Source organism: Yinghuangia seranimata (assembly GCF_029953285.1).
GTDB classification, from domain to species: domain Bacteria; phylum Actinomycetota; class Actinomycetes; order Streptomycetales; family Streptomycetaceae; genus Yinghuangia; species Yinghuangia seranimata.
In genome coordinates this window covers 137,754-153,458 of record NZ_JASAOI010000004.1, presented here as the reverse complement: position 1 = coordinate 153,458, position 15,705 = coordinate 137,754, and the positions used below count along the sequence as shown (strand labels likewise).

Annotated in this window: 14 protein-coding genes; 5 read left to right on the top strand and 9 right to left on the bottom strand. The window is 72.6% G+C overall.

The window, feature by feature from the left end; all coding sequences use genetic code 11:
- Positions 1-22 precede the first annotated feature (22 nt).
- On the bottom strand, positions 23-724 hold the full coding sequence (locus tag QI554_RS02855; RefSeq protein WP_281465407.1) for a GntR family transcriptional regulator: 702 nt from the start codon (positions 722-724) through the stop codon (positions 23-25).
- A gap of 159 nt (positions 725-883) precedes the next feature.
- Here QI554_RS02855 and QI554_RS02850 point away from each other — a divergent pair, with 159 nt between their 5' ends.
- Both QI554_RS02850 and QI554_RS02845 read left to right on the top strand, forming a co-directional pair.
- Positions 884-2,161 (top strand): aspartate aminotransferase family protein, encoded by a 1,278-nt coding sequence (locus QI554_RS02850; protein WP_281465405.1) that lies wholly within the window; start codon positions 884-886, stop codon positions 2,159-2,161.
- A 96-nt stretch (positions 2,162-2,257) separates the two neighbouring features.
- Entirely contained in the window at positions 2,258-3,409 is a 1,152-nt protein-coding gene (locus QI554_RS02845) for an acyl-CoA dehydrogenase family protein (protein WP_281465403.1), read from the top strand.
- 82 nt (positions 3,410-3,491) lie between these two features.
- Here QI554_RS02845 and QI554_RS02840 read toward each other — a convergent pair whose 3' ends face one another.
- The 3 genes from QI554_RS02840 to QI554_RS02830 all read right to left on the bottom strand — a co-directional run bounded on the left by QI554_RS02840 (position 3,492) and on the right by QI554_RS02830 (position 6,359).
- Positions 3,492-4,319, bottom strand: coding sequence for an HpcH/HpaI aldolase/citrate lyase family protein (locus QI554_RS02840; protein WP_281465401.1), 828 nt, complete (start codon positions 4,317-4,319; stop codon positions 3,492-3,494).
- Positions 4,316-5,215 (bottom strand): HTD2 family dehydratase, encoded by a 900-nt coding sequence (locus QI554_RS02835; protein WP_281465399.1) that lies wholly within the window; start codon positions 5,213-5,215, stop codon positions 4,316-4,318. The genes QI554_RS02840 and QI554_RS02835 overlap by 4 nt, the downstream gene beginning before the upstream one ends.
- A gap of 190 nt (positions 5,216-5,405) precedes the next feature.
- Entirely contained in the window at positions 5,406-6,359 is a 954-nt protein-coding gene (locus QI554_RS02830) for a LysR family transcriptional regulator (protein ID WP_281465397.1), read from the bottom strand.
- A 128-nt stretch (positions 6,360-6,487) separates the two neighbouring features.
- Between QI554_RS02830 and QI554_RS02825 the strand changes: the two genes are divergently transcribed.
- The 3 genes from QI554_RS02825 (at position 6,488) to QI554_RS02815 (ending at position 9,875) form a co-directional block, all read left to right on the top strand.
- Positions 6,488-7,687 carry a CaiB/BaiF CoA transferase family protein gene (locus QI554_RS02825; RefSeq protein ID WP_281465395.1) on the top strand — a complete coding sequence of 400 codons (1,200 nt, stop codon included), beginning with the start codon at positions 6,488-6,490 and terminating at the stop codon, positions 7,685-7,687.
- A 34-nt stretch (positions 7,688-7,721) separates the two neighbouring features.
- Positions 7,722-9,188: an aldehyde dehydrogenase gene (locus QI554_RS02820; RefSeq protein ID WP_281465393.1), complete on the top strand. Its 1,467-nt coding sequence runs from the start codon at positions 7,722-7,724 to the stop codon at positions 9,186-9,188.
- A 177-nt stretch (positions 9,189-9,365) separates the two neighbouring features.
- Positions 9,366-9,875 (top strand): DUF4383 domain-containing protein, encoded by a 510-nt coding sequence (locus tag QI554_RS02815; protein WP_281465391.1) that lies wholly within the window; start codon positions 9,366-9,368, stop codon positions 9,873-9,875.
- 24 nt (positions 9,876-9,899) lie between these two features.
- Here the strand turns inward: QI554_RS02815 and QI554_RS02810 are convergent, their stop codons facing one another.
- The 5 genes from QI554_RS02810 to QI554_RS02790 all read right to left on the bottom strand — a co-directional run bounded on the left by QI554_RS02810 (position 9,900) and on the right by QI554_RS02790 (position 15,639).
- Positions 9,900-11,471, bottom strand: coding sequence for an SDR family oxidoreductase (locus QI554_RS02810; RefSeq protein WP_281465389.1), 1,572 nt, complete (start codon positions 11,469-11,471; stop codon positions 9,900-9,902).
- Between the two features lie 41 nt (positions 11,472-11,512).
- Positions 11,513-12,514, bottom strand: coding sequence for a MerR family transcriptional regulator (locus tag QI554_RS02805; RefSeq protein ID WP_281465387.1), 1,002 nt, complete (start codon positions 12,512-12,514; stop codon positions 11,513-11,515).
- Between the two features lie 74 nt (positions 12,515-12,588).
- Positions 12,589-13,290 carry an HAD family hydrolase gene (locus QI554_RS02800; protein WP_281465385.1) on the bottom strand — a complete coding sequence of 234 codons (702 nt, stop codon included), beginning with the start codon at positions 13,288-13,290 and terminating at the stop codon, positions 12,589-12,591.
- Positions 13,287-14,243, bottom strand: coding sequence for an FkbM family methyltransferase (locus tag QI554_RS02795; RefSeq protein ID WP_281465383.1), 957 nt, complete (start codon positions 14,241-14,243; stop codon positions 13,287-13,289). The genes QI554_RS02800 and QI554_RS02795 overlap by 4 nt, the downstream gene beginning before the upstream one ends.
- Before the next feature lie 109 nt (positions 14,244-14,352).
- Positions 14,353-15,639 (bottom strand): hypothetical protein, encoded by a 1,287-nt coding sequence (locus QI554_RS02790; protein WP_281465381.1) that lies wholly within the window; start codon positions 15,637-15,639, stop codon positions 14,353-14,355.
- Between the last annotated feature and the right edge of the window lie 66 nt (positions 15,640-15,705).

Here is a 15,705-nt window from a genome sequence, read left to right as displayed (position 1 = left end):
CGAATCCGGAACCGTACCCGGGTCAGCGGGTGGCGGCCGGCTCGTCGCCGGTCTGGAAGAAGCCCGCCTCGGTGAGCGCGTCGACGGCCCGCTGGCCGTTGACCACGAGGTGGTGCTCCATGGCCGCCCGCGCGGTGTCCTCGTCGCGGACGCGCAGGGCGGCGATGATCGCGTCGTGCTCGTTCGCGGCGTTGCGCTGCCATCCGGGGATGATCACGCCGAAGCGCACGTCCATCCCGTGTGACAGCGGCAGCAGCACCGAGCGCAGCCGGCGGGACGCGCCGACCCGGTTGATCCGGCCGTGGATCTCGTTGTTCAGCGCCTCCTGCTCCTGCGGGTCCTCGGCCGCGCGCATGCGGTCGTTGAGTGCCTGCAGGTCGTCGATGTCCTGGTCGGTCATCAGCTTGGAGGCGCGCGCGACGGCGATGCCCGAGATCTTCCCGTAGATCTCGTAGTGGTCCAGGACGTCGACGGGGGCGAGTTCCTCGACGTAGTAGCCGCGGCGCGGCTCGGCGCGCACCAGACCCTCCGCGGCGAGCGCGATGAGCGCCTCGCGGACCGGGAGTTGGCTGACGTCGAGCTCGGCGGCCAGGCCGGACACGTCCAGGCGGCTGCCGCGGCGGAGTTCGCCGACCATGATGCTGTTGCGGATCACGTCGGCGACATCCTCGCGCAGCACCCTGCGGGCCGGGACTCGTGTCCTGGGAGAGAAATGTCCGCTCATGACTCCGCAATCTCGTCGGCCGCACTGAGGGCCGCGACGTCCGCGCCCCCAGACCGGATCGGCTCCGGTCGCTGACATGTTACTCGCGCGATCACTCTGATAGTTTATCGTTTATAAAACGTGCAGCCGATCTTTCCCCCTTCCGACGGGAGCCGCCGAATGTCCGCCACGCCCAGCCTCGTGCCGCCTGTGTCGCCCGTTTCGTCGCTCGCCGGGGTCTGGAGCCGGATCACGCGGCTCGACGTCGTCTCCGGGTCCGGCGCCTGGGTGGAGACCTCCGACGGACAGCGCTACCTGGACTTCACGGCAGGCATAGCCGTCTGCTCCACGGGCCACTCCCACCCGCACGTCGTCGAGGCGGTGCGGCGGCAGGCCGGGCGGATCATGCACGCGCAGGTCAACTGCTACCAGCACGACCTGCTCGAGCCGCTGGCCGACCGGCTGGTCGAGCTGACGCCCGGGTCGATCGAGCGGTTCTTCTTCAGCAACTCCGGCGCCGAGGCGGTCGAGGCCGCCGTCAAGCTGGCGAAGCAGGCCACCGGGCGCACCGGAGTCGTGGTCTTCCAGGGGTCGTTCCACGGCCGCACGCACCTCACCGCCGCGATGACCACGTCGAAGGCCGTCTACCGGCTGCACGCGCAGCCCCTGCCGTCCGGCGTCTTCGTCGCGCCGTTCCCCGCCCCGGTCGGCGACCGGGACGCCGACGCGGAGGTCGAGCGGTGCCTCGCCGGCGTGCGCGAGCTGCTCGACTCGACGTGCCACCCGTCCGACGTCGCGGCGTTCGTGATCGAGCCCGTGCAGGGCGAGGGCGGCTACCGGCCGGTGCCGGCGGCGTTCCTGCGCGGGCTCCGGGAGATCTGCGACGAACACGGGATCCTGCTGGTCGTCGACGAGGTGCAGACGGGCTTCGGCCGCACGGGCGCGATGTTCGCGATCGAGCACTACGGCGTCGAGCCCGACGTCATGGTGCTCGCCAAGGGCATCGCCTCCGGCATGCCGCTGAGCGCGGTGGGCGCGCGGGCGTCGGTCATGGAGTCGTGGGTGCCGGGCTCGCACGGCGGCACGTACGGCGGGAACGCGGTCGCCTGCGCGGCGGCGCTGGCCACGATCGACGTGCTGACCGGGCCGGGCGCGCTCGAACACGTCCGCGCGCTGGCCGAGGCGCTGCGCGAAGCGCTCCTGGAGGTCGGCTCAGCCCACCCCGACGCGGTCGTCGACGTGCGCGGCCTCGGCCTGATGCTGGCGATCGAGTTCGCCGACCCGGCGGTCACCCAGCGCATCGTCGGGGGCTGCCTGGAACGGAACCTCATCCTGACCACGGCGGGCGCACGGGGCGCCGCGGTCCGCTGGATGCCGCCGCTCGTCGTCTCCCGCGCGGAGCTCGACCAGGCCGTCGCCGTCTTCCGCGAGGTCGTCGCGTCGGTGCTCGCGGGCTGAGGCGGCCCTGGCGGGGAGCCCCAGAGGCGGCTCCTGATTTTATCAATGATAAAGTATCGAGCAGTTCGGGTGGCCAGTCGAGGGGAGCGAAGGTCCGTGCTTTCGAAAGAGGAGCGCGAAATCGTCAGCGTGGTCCGGCGGTTCGTGGACACCGCGGTCAAACCGGTGGTCCACGACCTCGAGGCGGGCGACGTCTACCCCGAGAAGCTCGTCGAGGACATGAAGGAACTCGGGATCTACGGACTGGCCGTCCCCGAGCCGTGGGGCTTCGGGCGGGTCAGCGCGGCCTGCTACGTGCTGGTCACCGAGGAGCTGGCGCGCGGCTGGATGAGCCTGGCCGGCGCGATGGGCGGCCACACCGTGGTCTGCAAGCTGATCCACGACTTCGGCACCGAGGAGCAGAAGGACCGGTACCTGCCGCGCCTCGCCACGGGCGAACTGCGCGCCACGATGGCCCTGACCGAACCCGGCGGCGGATCGGACCTCCAGGCCATGCGCACGGTCGCGCGGGCCGAGGGCGACACCTACGTCGTCAACGGCTCCAAGATGTGGATCTCGAACGCGCGGCGTTCCGGTCTCGTCGCACTGCTCTGCAAGACGGACCCGACCGCGGAACCGCCCCACAAGGGCGTGTCCATCCTGCTCGTCGAGAAGGGCGAGGGCCTGACGGTCTCCCGGGACCTCCACAAGCTCGGCTACAAGGGCGTCGAGACGTCGGAGCTCGTCTTCGAGGACATGCGCGTCCCCGCGGACGCCCTGCTCGGGACCAAGGAGGGCGAGGGCTTCCCGCAGATGATGCGCGGGCTCGAGGTCGGCCGGCTCCAGGTGGCCGCCCGCGCGCTCGGCGTCGGGCGGGCCGCGCTGGAGGACTCGCTGCGCTACGCCCAGGAACGGGAGTCCTTCGGGCAGCCGATCTGGAAGCACCAGTCGATCGGCAACTACCTCGCCGACATGGCCACCAAGCTCGAAGCCGCCCGGCAGCTCACGCTGTTCGCGGCCCAGCGGTACGACGAAGGCGACCGCGTGGACATGGAGGCCGGCATGGCCAAGCTGTTCGCGTCCGAGACGGCCATGGAGATCGCGCTCAACGCCGTGCGTATCCACGGCGGTTACGGGTACTCGTCGGAGTTCGACGTCGAGCGCTACTTCCGCGACGCCCCGCTCATGATCGTGGGCGAGGGCACCAATGAGATCCAGCGCAACGTCATCGCCAAGCAGCTCGTCGCGCGCAACCGCGTCTCGCGGTGAACCGGCACGGTTGACGGCGTACGAAGGGGCCTCCCGCGCGGGAGGCCCCTTCGTCGTGTCCCGGGTACGGGTTTCCCCGCCGTCAGCGCCCGGCGCGCCGCTCCCCCGCCGCCGCGAGGACGCGTCGGGCGCGTTCCAGCACGGGCTTGTCGACCATCTGGCCGTCGACGGCCGTGACGGACTCCCCCGCCGCGAGGACGCGTTCCGCCCACCGCACTTCCTCCGCCGACGGTATGAACCCCGTCGCGACGCCGGCCAGTTGGGCCGGGTGGATGCACAACTTGCCGGTGAAGCCCAGCCGCCGGGCGTGGGCGACGTCCGCGCGCAGCGCGTCGGCGTCGCGTACCGCGGTGGTGACGCCGTCGACCGGTGAGGCGATGCCGGCCGCGGCGGACGCGGCGACCAGGCGCGAGCGCGCATACGCGAGCGCCGTGTGGTCGTCGTGCGCGATGCCGAGCTGCGCCGAAAGGTCGACGTTGCCGAACGCCGCGCGGACGGCGCCCGGCGTGGAGCACACCTCGTAGGCGCGTTCGACGCCGAGCGCCGTTTCCACGAGCGGGACGAGGTCGAACCGGCCGGCCGTACGGGCGGCGAGGTCCGCGAGCACGGCGGGGTCCTCGGCCTTGGGCACCATCACCGGGCAGCCGTACCCGGCCGCCATGGCCAGGTCGGCATCGGACCACGGCGTTCCGGGCGCGTTGATCCGTACGATCGCCCGGTTGCCGTGGGCGAGCCAGGCTGCGGCGTGGTCGCGGGCCGCGTCCTTGTCGGCGGCGGCCACGGCGTCCTCGAGGTCGACGACGACCAGGTCGGCGCCGGAGGACGCCGCCTTGTCGAAGCGGTCGGGCCGGTCGCCGGGCACGAAGAGCAGGCTTCTGGCGGCGGCGACACGGTCGCGGGCGGCGGTCATGCGAACGTCGCCTCTGCCGTGGCGTGTTCGCCGTCACGGTGGGTGGCGACGCGCATCGTGGCACGCCCGTCGGACGGTGTGCCGCAGGCGACCAGCCGCTCACCGGCGAACACGGGCGTCCGGAGCCGGTAGGACAGGCCGCGCACCCGCCGCGCGGGGGCGTGGCGGCGCGGCAGCTCGTACATGAGCAGTGCGAGCAGCGGCCCGTGGACGACCGGGCCCGGGTACCCCTCTTCCTCGCGGCAGTAGGGGGCGTCGTAGTGGATGCGGTGCGCGTTCGCGGTCAGCGCGCTGACGCGGAACAGGAGCGCCGGGTCCGGGCGCAGCGGCAGCCGCCACGGGTCGCCGGATTCGGGGGCGGCGGACCCGTCGAGTCCGCTCGGGTGCCGTGCCGCGCCACGTCCCGACCGGTAGACGACGTCCTGCTCCTCGACGAGGCGGATGCGGCCGCGCTGCCGGAACGTACGGCGCTCGGTGACGAACAGCAGCTCGCCGGTGCGTCCGTGCTTCGCGGTCACCGACACCAAGGTGCTGGTGCGTTCGGCGGGTTCGCCGAGGCGGAGCGGTTCGGCGATCTCGCAGCGCCCGCCGGCGAACATCCGCTGCCGGTCCGGGACGGGCGGCAGGAAGTGCCCGTTCCGCGGGTGGCCGTCGGCGCCGAGGTCGCGTTGCGCCGGCCAGTTCAGGAAGTGCAGCCAGTGCCACAGCGGCGGCAGCGGGTCGCCGACGTCCGCGACGGTGTCCGGCAGGTCCAGGACGGCCGACAGCGCCGCCACCGGTTCGGCGTGCAGCGGGTCGTGGTCCGTGACCGGTCCGGGGTTCCACGACTCCACGTACGAGCCGAGCGGAACGGCTTCGGACCCGGCGTCGGAGCCGGCGTCGGGAGCGGGGGGCATCGGCGCCTCCGGCGGCGAGGTACGGATTCGTGCAGCGCGAGGGGTGGTGGACCACCCACCCGTGATCATGGGCGCCGACGAGCCGGTTTGAACAATAGAAAGGCGTGATGTCTGCATGATGACCGCGCATGGCGGGCGGCCGGGCTCCGTCGTCCGGCGCGCCCGCGCGGCGCGAACGGGCGGAAGGGCCTCAGTCCCCGTCCAGCGGCCCGTCGGCCCCCTGGGGTTCGGCGGACGGCCAGCGTCCCCGCGCCACCGCCGCGTTCACCTGGCGGACCAGTTCGTGCGCGACGACCTCCACGGCGGGCGGCGTGCGGCCGAACCTCGGCGTCGCGAGGACGATCGAGCGCAGCACCTCCGGCTCGCTCAGGGGCGCGGCGCTCACCCGGCCTTCGGCGACGTCCTCGGCGATGCCCAGCCCCGGCAGGATCGTCCAGCCGTGGCCCGCGAGGACGAGCCGCTTCTGCACGCGCATCGAGTTCGTCTGCACGGCGACGTCCAGCTCGGTGTGCGCCCGCGCGGCCGCCGCGTCGATCAGCCCGCGCAGCGCGTGTCCGGACGCGGGCATGACGAGCGGGTGCCGGGCCGCCTCCGCGAACGGCACCGCGACGTCGGCGCGCAGGCCCGCGTCGGGTGGGGCGACGGCCCACAGGCGCTCGCGCACCAGCGGCCTGGCGTTGAGCGCGGGCGTGCTGTCCAGGTTGTACAGCAGCGACAGGTCGAGGTCCCCGTCGGCGAGCCACCGCTCGAGGTGCCCCGAGTAGGCGGTCATGAGCTGCAGGTCCACGCCGGGGTGGTCGCGGCCGATCGCCGACACCAGCGGTTCGGCCAGCAGGTCGCTGGTGCTCTCCAGCAGGCCGACGGTGACGATGCCGGACACCGCGCCCGGGGGCGGCTGCACTTCCGCGCGGGCGCGCTCCAGTTCGTTGAGCGCGCGCCGGGCGCGGTCGACCATGACCGCTCCGGCCTTGGTGGGCCGCATGCCCTGCCCGGTGCGCTCGAAGAGCGGGACGCCGAGCTCTTTCTCCAGCGTGCGGATCTGCCGGGTGACCGCCGGCTGCACGAGGTGGAGCAGTTCGGCGGCCCGGGTCACGCTGCCCGCCTCCGCCACCGTCACGACGGCCCTGAGCTGCCTGATGTCCAAGGTGCGCCCTCCCCTCAGCGGCTATCCGGTGCCCGCATGGGGGCATCACGAAATGCTATTTCAACGACAGGGTCATTCTTCATCATGATGGACGGGCCGGAGCGCGACCCCGACCCGACGGAGGCCCCATGAACGACCGCGCAGGAGACCTCCCGCTGGCGGGCGTCACCGTGGTCAGCATCGAGCAGGCGGTGGCGGCCCCGTTCGCCACGCGGCAGCTCGCCGACCTCGGGGCCCGGGTGATCAAGGTGGAGCGTCCCGGCGGGGGCGACTTCGCCCGCCGCTACGACACCACCGTGCACGGCGAGTCGAGCTACTTCGTCTGGCTCAACCGCTCCAAGGAGTCGGTGACGCTCGACCTCAAGGCGGACGCCGGCCTCGCGGTCCTGGAGGCCCTGCTCGCGGACGCCGACGTCTTCGTGCAGAACCTGGCGCCGGGCGCCGCCGCCCGGATGGGCCTGGGCGCCGAGGCGCTGGCCGAGCGCTTTCCGTCGCTGATCCCGTGCTCCGTCTCCGGGTACGGCTCCGGGGGCCCGTGGTCCGACCGGAAGGCGTACGACCTGCTCGTGCAGTGCCAGGCCGGTCTGGTGTCGCTGACCGGCAACGAGCACGGGCCGGCCCGCGTCGGGGTGTCGATCGCCGACATCGCGGCGGGGATGTACGCGTACTCGGGCGTCCTCACCGCCCTGCTCACGCGGGCGACCACGGGCGTCGCGCGGGCGGTCGAGGTGTCGTTGTTCGAGGCGCTGGCCGAGTGGATGAGCCAACCCGCGTACTACACGCGGTACGGAGGCGCGCAGCCGCCGCGCATCGGCACGCAGCACGCCACCATCGCCCCGTACGGCGCCTACTCGGCGGCCGACGGCAAGGACGTGCTGCTCACCGTCCAGAACGAACGCGAATGGGCCGCCCTGTGCGAGCGGTTCCTCAAGCGTCCCGAACTCGTCGACGACGCGCGCTTCGCCACCACGTCGGACCGCGTGGCGCACCGTGGAGCGTTGAACGTCATCCTGGCCGCCCGCTTCGCCGAGGTGGACAGTGCGGAGGCGATGGATCTGCTGAACCGTATCGGCATCGCCAACGCGGGCGTGAACGACGTCGAGGACTTCCTGGCGCACCCGGTGCTGGAGGCACGCGGGCGGTGGCGGGACGTCGCGATCCCCGGCGGAGCCGTGGTGCCCGCGCTGGTGCCCCCGGCGGACCTCGCCGGCCTCGCCCCCCGCATGGACCCCGTGCCCGCCGCGGGCGAGCACACCGACCGTGTCCTGGCCTCGCTCGGATACGCCCCGGCCGAGATCGCCGACCTGCGCGCCTCGCACGTCATCTGACCCCTGAACACCACCTGAAACGGCGGGATACCTGATGCAGCGCTACGAGTTGTTCATCGACGGCGAGTGCCGCGCGGCGGCCGGGAACGAGTGGTTCCCCACCGACAACCCCTACCTCGGCACCCCGTGGGCGGAGATCGCCAAGGGTACGGAGCAGGACGTCGACGACGCCGTCCGAGCCGCCGACCGGGCGCTGCACACGGGCGCTTGGGCGGAACTGACCGCCAGCGCACGCGGCGCCCTGGTTCGTCGGCTCGGCGACGCCATCGCCGCCGACGCGCGCCGTCTCGCCGAGCTCGAAGTCCGGGACAACGGCAAGCTGTTCACCGAGATGCACGGCCAAGTGAGCTACATCCCCGAGTGGTTCCACTACTACGGCGGTCTCGCCGACAAGATCGAGGGCACGGTTCCCCCGCTCGACAAGAAGGGCTACTTCGCGTTCACGAAGAAGGAGCCCGTCGGGGTCGTCGCGGTCATCACGCCGTGGAACTCCCCGCTGCTGCTGCTCGCCTGGAAGATCGCGCCGGCGCTGGCCGCGGGGTGCACGGTCGTGGTGAAGCCGTCGGAGTTCACCTCCGCGTCCACCCTCGAACTGGCCCGGCTCTTCCACGAGGCGGGGCTGCCGCCCGGTGTCTTCAACGTCGTCACGGGGTTCGGGCAGGACGTCGGCGCCGCGCTGGTCGAGCATCCGCTCGTCAGGAAGATCAGCTTCACCGGGTCGGACGCCACCGGCCGGCACATCAACCGGGCGGCGGCCGCCGACTTCAAGCACGTCGGCCTCGAACTCGGCGGCAAGTCGCCCAACATCGTGTTCGCCGACGCCGACCTCGACGCCGCGGTCAACGGCGCGGTGTCCGGGATCTTCGCGGCCACCGGCCAGACCTGCATCGCGGGTTCGCGCCTCCTCGTGCAGGCCGGCGTCCACGACGACGTCGTCGACCGGCTGGTCGCCCTCGCGTCGACGGCCCGCATGGGCGACCCGATGGACGCGGACACCCAGGTCGGGCCGATCACCACGCCCGCCCAGTACGCCAAGGTCCTCGACTACATCGACGTCGCGCGGGAGGAGGGCGCGGGGCTCGTCCTCGGCGGCAAGGCCGCGGACCGGGGCGGCTGGTTCGTCGAACCGACGGTCTTCACGGGCGTGCGCAACAGCATGCGTATCGCCCAGGAGGAGGTGTTCGGCCCGGTTCTCGCGGTCATCCCGTTCGAGGACGAGGACGAGGCGGTCGCGATCGCGAACGACAGCCGCTACGGACTCGGCGCGGGCGTGTGGACCGCCGACATCGGCCGCGCCTTCCGCATGGCCGACCGCATCCGGTCCGGCACGGTCTGGGTCAACACGTACCGGGCGGTCAGCTACCTCGCGCCCTTCGGCGGCTTCAAGGACTCCGGGGTCGGCCGCGAGAACGGCATCGCGGCGATCAACGCCTACCTCGACGACAAGTGCGTCTGGATCAACACGGGCGCGGCGACCGGGAACCCCTTCGTGCTGCGCTGAGCGCGGCGCCCGGGGGCAAGGGGATGTAGGGGCAAACCTGTGCAATTACTGTGCAACTTGCACATCGGCCGCGGAGTGCGGACGCTGGGAGTACGGGCGGCGCGGTCGCGGCGCCGTCCGAAATCCCAATCCCCGGCCGGCAGCCCCTGCGGGCCGCACGCAACGTGGAGGACGGTCATGAAGCTCTCCGACGAACTCCCCGCGGACCACAGGCTCAGCCAGGTGTACCGGTTCGGCGGAGGACTGACCGGGCTGCTGCTCGTCGTCTTCGGCTGCCTCGGATTCGCCGACCAGCTCGCCTACTTCGACACCAACGGCAGCAACATCGCGGGTCTGAGCACCAACGGCGCGCTCAGCACGGTCTCGGTGGTCACCGGTGCCGTCCTGATCGCCGGAGCGGTCGTCGGCGGCAACGTCGCGTCGACGGTGAACGCGACGGTCGGGATCCTCTTCATCGCGAGCGGATTCGTCAACCTGTTCCTGCTCGACAAGGACGCGAACGTCCTGGCGTTCCGCATGCCGAACGTGATCTTCAGCTTCCTCGTCGGCCTGATGGTCCTCACCTTCGGCCTCTACGGCCGCGTCAGCGGCAATCTCCCGCACGACAACCCCTATTGGCGCGCCCGGCACCCCGAGCAGGCCGCCGCGGAGTCCACCCGCATCGCGGGAGCCGTGCAACGGCACTGACGCGGTTCACTCGGCCGGGCCCGGTCATCCGGGCCCGGCCGCGGACTGCTCGGCGCGGCGCGCGATGTTGCGGGCCATCGAGCCGAACACCAGGCTGTGGAACGGCGAGACGCCCCACCAGTACAGGTGGCCGAGCAGTCCGTGCGGGCGGAAGATCGCCCGCTGCCGGTAGACCGAACGCCCGTCCCCCGCCGCGTCGCACCGCAGTTCGAGCCAGGCGACGCCGGGGAGCCGCATCTCGGCCCGCAGTCGCAGCATCTCGCCCTGCGCGACGTCCTCGACCCGCCAGAAGTCGAGCGCGTCGCCGACCCTCAGCCGGTGCGGGTCACGGCGGCCCCGGCGCAGCCCGACCCCGCCGGAGAGCCGGTCCACCGCCCCTCGGACGATCCAGCCGAGCCGGAACGAGTACCAGCCGTTCGTACCGCCGACCCCTTCGACGACCTGCCACAACGCCTGCGCCGGTGCCGCGACGCGGCGTGCCCGGCGGTCCTGGTAGACGGTCCCGCCGGACCAGTTCGGGTCCGACGGCAGCGGGTCGCTGGGGGCGCCGGGCAACGTCGCGGAAGACCAGTGCGTCGACACGTCGGCGTCGCGGACGCGGCGCAGGGCGAGGCGCACGGCGTCGTCGAAACCGATGAGCCCCTGGACGGGGTCGGGGACGTAGGCCGCGATGTCCCGGTCGGAGCACGTCACCTCGTTGCGCAGGGACTCCACGAGCGGCCGGGCGATCCCGGCCGGGACAGGGGTCACCAGGCCGACCCAGAGGCTGGACAGCGACGGCGAGAGCACCGGCACCGGGAGCACCAGGCGGCGCGGCAGGCGGGCGACCTCGGCGTAGCGTTCCATCATCGCGCGGTAGGTCAGGACGTCCGGCCCGCCGATGTCGAACGCGCGGCTCACGTGCGCCGGAAGGGCCGCGGAGGCCACGAGGTAGCGCAGCACGTCCCGCACGGCGATCGGCTGGACCCGGGTGTGCACCCACGTCGGCGTCACCATGACGGGAAGCCGTTCGGTGAGGTAGCGCAGCATCTCGAAGGACGCGGAACCCGATCCGATGATCACCGCGGCGCGCAGATACGCCGTCGGGACCCCGCTCGCCAGCAGGATCTCCCCCACCTCGGCACGCGAACGCAGGTGCGGAGAAAGGTCCTTCGCGTCGACTCCACGAGGGGTCAGCCCGCCGAGGTACACCAACCGGCCCACACCGGCGGTTCTGGCCGCCGCCGCGAACCCTTCCGCCGAACTCCGGTCGGTCGCCTCGAAGTCCGCCCCGGTGCCGAGCGCGTGGACGAGGTAGTAGGCGACGTCGACGCCGTCCAGGGCCGCCGCGAGCGTCCCGGAACGGGTGACGTCGCCGGGGACCACCTCGACACGCTCGCGCCAGGGCAGGTCCCTGAGCCGGCCCGGATCACGGGCCAGGCATCGCACCCGGTACCCGGCGGCCAGCAGTTCGGGCACCAGACGGCCGCCGATGTAGCCGGTGGCGCCGGTGACCAGGCACAGCGGGCCGGGGTCCGCGGCCCGAGGCGTCGCGTGTTTCGGCGCCGTCTCCCGGGCCGGGCGGTTGCCGTCCCGGTGATCGCTGTTGCGGTTCATGTCGGCCTCATCCCATGACGTGATCGGACAGCCTGCGGTTGTCAGGGTTCGCCGGCGAGCATGCGGACGGCGTCGCGCAGGTTCGCGGGTGTGGGCAGCGGGACGTCACGCGCACCGGCACGCCAGCCCGGTCCGGCGGGGACCACCGTGGTCCTCGGCGCGTCGCGGAGCATGGCCAACGCCTGCAGATCGCAGGTCGGCGCGGTCTGCGACCACAGGACCACGGCCGCCGGGCCGGTGCGGCGCACCGCCTGGACCAGCGCCGCACGCGGCAGCCCCGCCCCGAACATCCGGACGGGGAGGCCGCGTTCGGCGAGCGCCGCGGCCAACGCCTCCAGCGCGAGCGTGTGCAGTTCGCCCTCCGTGCAGGCGAGCACGACGCCGCGCGACCGTGCCGACGCGGCGACTTCTCCCACCTCGGACGCCGCCTGGGCGACGGCCCGGTGGAGCGCGGCGGACACGCCGTACGTAAGCAGGTGCTCGACTTCCACATACCGGCTGCCGTGGGCGCCCTGCCCCAGGGCCGCGCTGGACTCGGCCCATTTGCGGCCCATGCCGAACAGGACCGGAACGACCAGTTCGTCCCAGGTGTCGACGACACCCCCGGTCGCGAACGCGTCGTCCAGCACGCCCGCGACCGCCGCCGGGTCCAGCCGCATCGCGGCCTTCGCCAGCCCCTGACCGCTCCGCCGCGCGGCGCCCCGCCCCACGGGGAGCGTGCCGCCCCCGCCCGCGCGGGCAGCAGGCCGCGGCGCATCCGCATCAGATCCACGTCCACCGCTCAACGCGAGCGCGGCCGCCTCGGCGGGAGGCGTCCCCTCACCGGCGAGCCGGCACATGTACTCCAGGCGCGCCATGTCCTCGGACGTGTACCGGCGGTGCCCTCCGGGGCTGTGCCCGTCGGCGCCGATGCCGTAGCGGCGCTCCCAGCTCCTCAGCGTCGCCACCGCGATCCCGAGGCGCTGCGCAACCGCCCCGATCCCGAGCGCGGGCCCCGACACAGAGGCTTCGACCCGCGACGTCGGCGACGAACGCTCGTCCATGGCGGCCTTCCGGCAGATCGGCAAGGAGCTGCACCACCACCCGAGAATCAGTGCATTTCCTATGCAACTGGTACTTATCTTACCCCGCCGGACGCCGGACGGCCGGAACGAAACGCCTGCGACAACGCGGCGGACGGCTCCCCCTCCACCAGCCGCACGAACGCCCCGTCGAGACACGGCATCCACTGGTCCACCCGCCCCTCCCGGGCGCGGGCACCGACCCCCAGGACGGTCAGCCCGGCGGCGCGGGCCGCCTCGATCCCCGTCCGGGAGTCCTCGACCGCAAGGGCCCGCTCCGGCGCGACGCCGAGCCGGGCGCAGGCCGCCAGGTACAGGTCCGGTGCGGGCTTGGGGGCCGCCACCTCGTCGGCCGCGACGGAAACGTCGACGAGCCGGTCCAGCCTGCCGTAGGCCAGCGTGGCGCTGAGCAGCTCGCGGAACGAATTGCTGGCGACGGCGACCGGGCCCCTGGCAGCCGTCGCGGCCACGACGTCGACCGCGCCCGGCATGGGCTTCGCGGAGCGGGGAACCGCCTCGACGAGGGCGCACGCGAACTCCCTCGCAAGATCCGCGGCCGGTTCGCCGAGGAGGTCTCCCAGGAACCCGGCCTGCCAGCCGACGGCATGACCGGCCACGGCGGCACGCGTCGAGGCGTCACACACCAGACCGCGCCGCGCGAACACGGCGTCGAGGGCCGCCTCCACGCACGCGTCGGTGTCCATGAGCGTCCCGTCGCAGTCGAACACCACCGCGGCGAAACCGCTCGTCCGGTTCACGCGACACCGTCCGCACGCACGTACAGCTCGACGGGATTGAACCCCCGCGGCTGCGGCCGCCGCGGCGGAACCTCCCGGAAGCCGGCCTTGCGCAGCGTGGTCCGGACCGCGTGGCCGTCGATGTACTTGTCGTGGACCTCCAGCACGATCCGGTCGACCCGGTCCATCCACGGCCGAGGCTCGGCGAAGACATCCGCTTCGGTGCCTTCGACGTCGACCTTGAGCAGGTCCACGTGGTCGATGCCGTGGTCCCGCAGCAGCCGGTCCACGGTCGTCGCCGGCAACGTGCGCGGCGGGCGGGCGAGCACGTTCTCGAGCCGGTACGGCCGGGTCCGGCGCAGCTCGTGGACGGCCGGCACCGCCGTACAGGTGTCCCAGAACCCGCTGACCACGAAGTCGAGTTCGCCTTCCTCGCCGGACACCGCCCGCGAATCGATCCGCCACTCCAGGCCGGACAGTCCGGCATTGCGCTCCAAGACGGCGCGGCTCTCCGCGATCGGTTCGACGGTCAGCAGGGTGTGTGGCCGATACCTGGCGGTCAAGTAGGCGGCGGCGAGTCCCGTGTTGCCGCCCAAATCAACGATGGTGCCGAGGGTGTCGATGTCGCGGTCGAGCCGGTAGACGGCGCCCAGCTCGTAGAAGCGCCCGAGGAAGATCTGCCACAGGATCAGCAGGTCGCTCTGGTTCTTCCGGACGCAGACCCGCACCGGCCGGGTCGGCGTCGCGAAGTCCAGCGTGACGAGCTCGTCCCCGTCGAGCGGCCGCCCCGCGGCACCCAGCAACCGCCGGGCCATCCAGTACGGCGCGCGCACTCGACTACTCCCGGACCCGCGCCGCGCCGCGGCACCCATGTCGCGCAGCACGCCGGCCGTTTCGCGGACCAGGACGGCAGGCCAGCCGACCCCGTACGCACGGTCCGCGTCGGAGCGCAGGTAGGCGAGCGGCACCGACATGTCCTTCCCTGGAGAGCTGGTCGAGATGAAACCAACCAGTTACCTCTTCATGGACGGGCCGGACGCGCCCACGCCACCACCCGACCCCACCCGTTCGGCGCACGCAGCGTCAGGCTCCGACGGAGACGACCGGATCGGGCCCCGCCGGGCGCCCGGCGCCGACGAGGGTGGCGAGTCGGGCGCGTGGGACTCGTTCGAAGGCGGTCAGCGGGTGGCGTCGGCGGCCGTTCTTGAGCTCGTCCATGAAGCTCTCGCGGATGCCGGTCGAGCCGATACGGCTGCTCATGACGACCGTGTCGGGCGTTCCGTCGGCGTCGCGGGTGCGGCGGAGGTCGAAGACGAAGCGGCGGGCGAAGTTGAGGTGTGCGGTGGCGACGCGGACGTTCTCGGCGAGCAGGAGGTAGCAGGCGGCGAGTTCCGGGTGCTGTTCGGCGATCGCCAGGAGCTTGTCGGGGGCCGCGCCGTGCAGGTCGTCCGGGGTCACGCCGGTGCGGGCGAGGACGAGGGCGGGCAGCGGCGTCGCGCCCATGAGGCGGGTGAGGCGTGCCCGGCCGTCAGGTAGCAGAGCCGGGAACAGGCGCCGCACATAGGAGAGGTAGTCGGGCACGTCCACGCCGAGGATCAGGTCGCGGGCGATGAACTCGGCGTCGGCGGCGCCCGAGGGCGGGTAGTCGCCGGGCTCCCAGTGGTTCGTGTACTGGCGCCAGGTGTCCGTGAAGAACTCCGGGGTCATGCGCCGTTCGGCGGGCAGGCGGGTGAAGGCGGCGAAGATCCGGTGGACGGCGCCGAGCAGCACCGCGGCCGCGGTCATACGTTCGATCCGGTCCGCGGGCGGGAGGTCCTCGGTGAGCAGCGGCTCGATCAGGTCGTTGGCGGCAAGCTCGACGGCCTCGGCGGACTTGACGAACAGCAGCAGCTCGCGTTCGCGGTCGTCGCCGGTGTGAGTCCGCAGCAGGCCGTCTTCGAACACACCTGGCGCGCACCAGTGTTGCCCGACGTAGTCGACCCGGACGGTCGGCGGGTTCCAGTGGAAGTACGACACGTATGTGTCGCGGTCGGGGTGGCCCGCGCCGGTGCGGGCGGCGACTTCGCCGAGGTAGTCGCGGAAGCCGCGGCCGTGGACGTCGAGCCGCGCGAAGACGGCACCGGTACCGGTCTGCGTCACGCGGCCGCTCTGGACGAAGTGCCGCACGCAGGCGGAGCCCCACATGCCGAGCAGGACCGTGAGCCGCCGGGCGTCGGCGGCGGGCAGTGCGCCGACGTCCGCCGGGAGCCGGGGCAGGACGCCGTCGCTGAGGGCGTCGGTGAGCGACTCGCACGGGCTGTCGCCTGCCAGCACGGCGTTGTTCAGTCGGGGCAGGGCGTCCAGCGTCCAGGCGTTGAGGGCGGGGATCACGCGGTTCCTTCGCTGGTGGGCGGTGGTTCTGCGGGATCAACGCTCGATGGAGCCTCTCGGTCACGC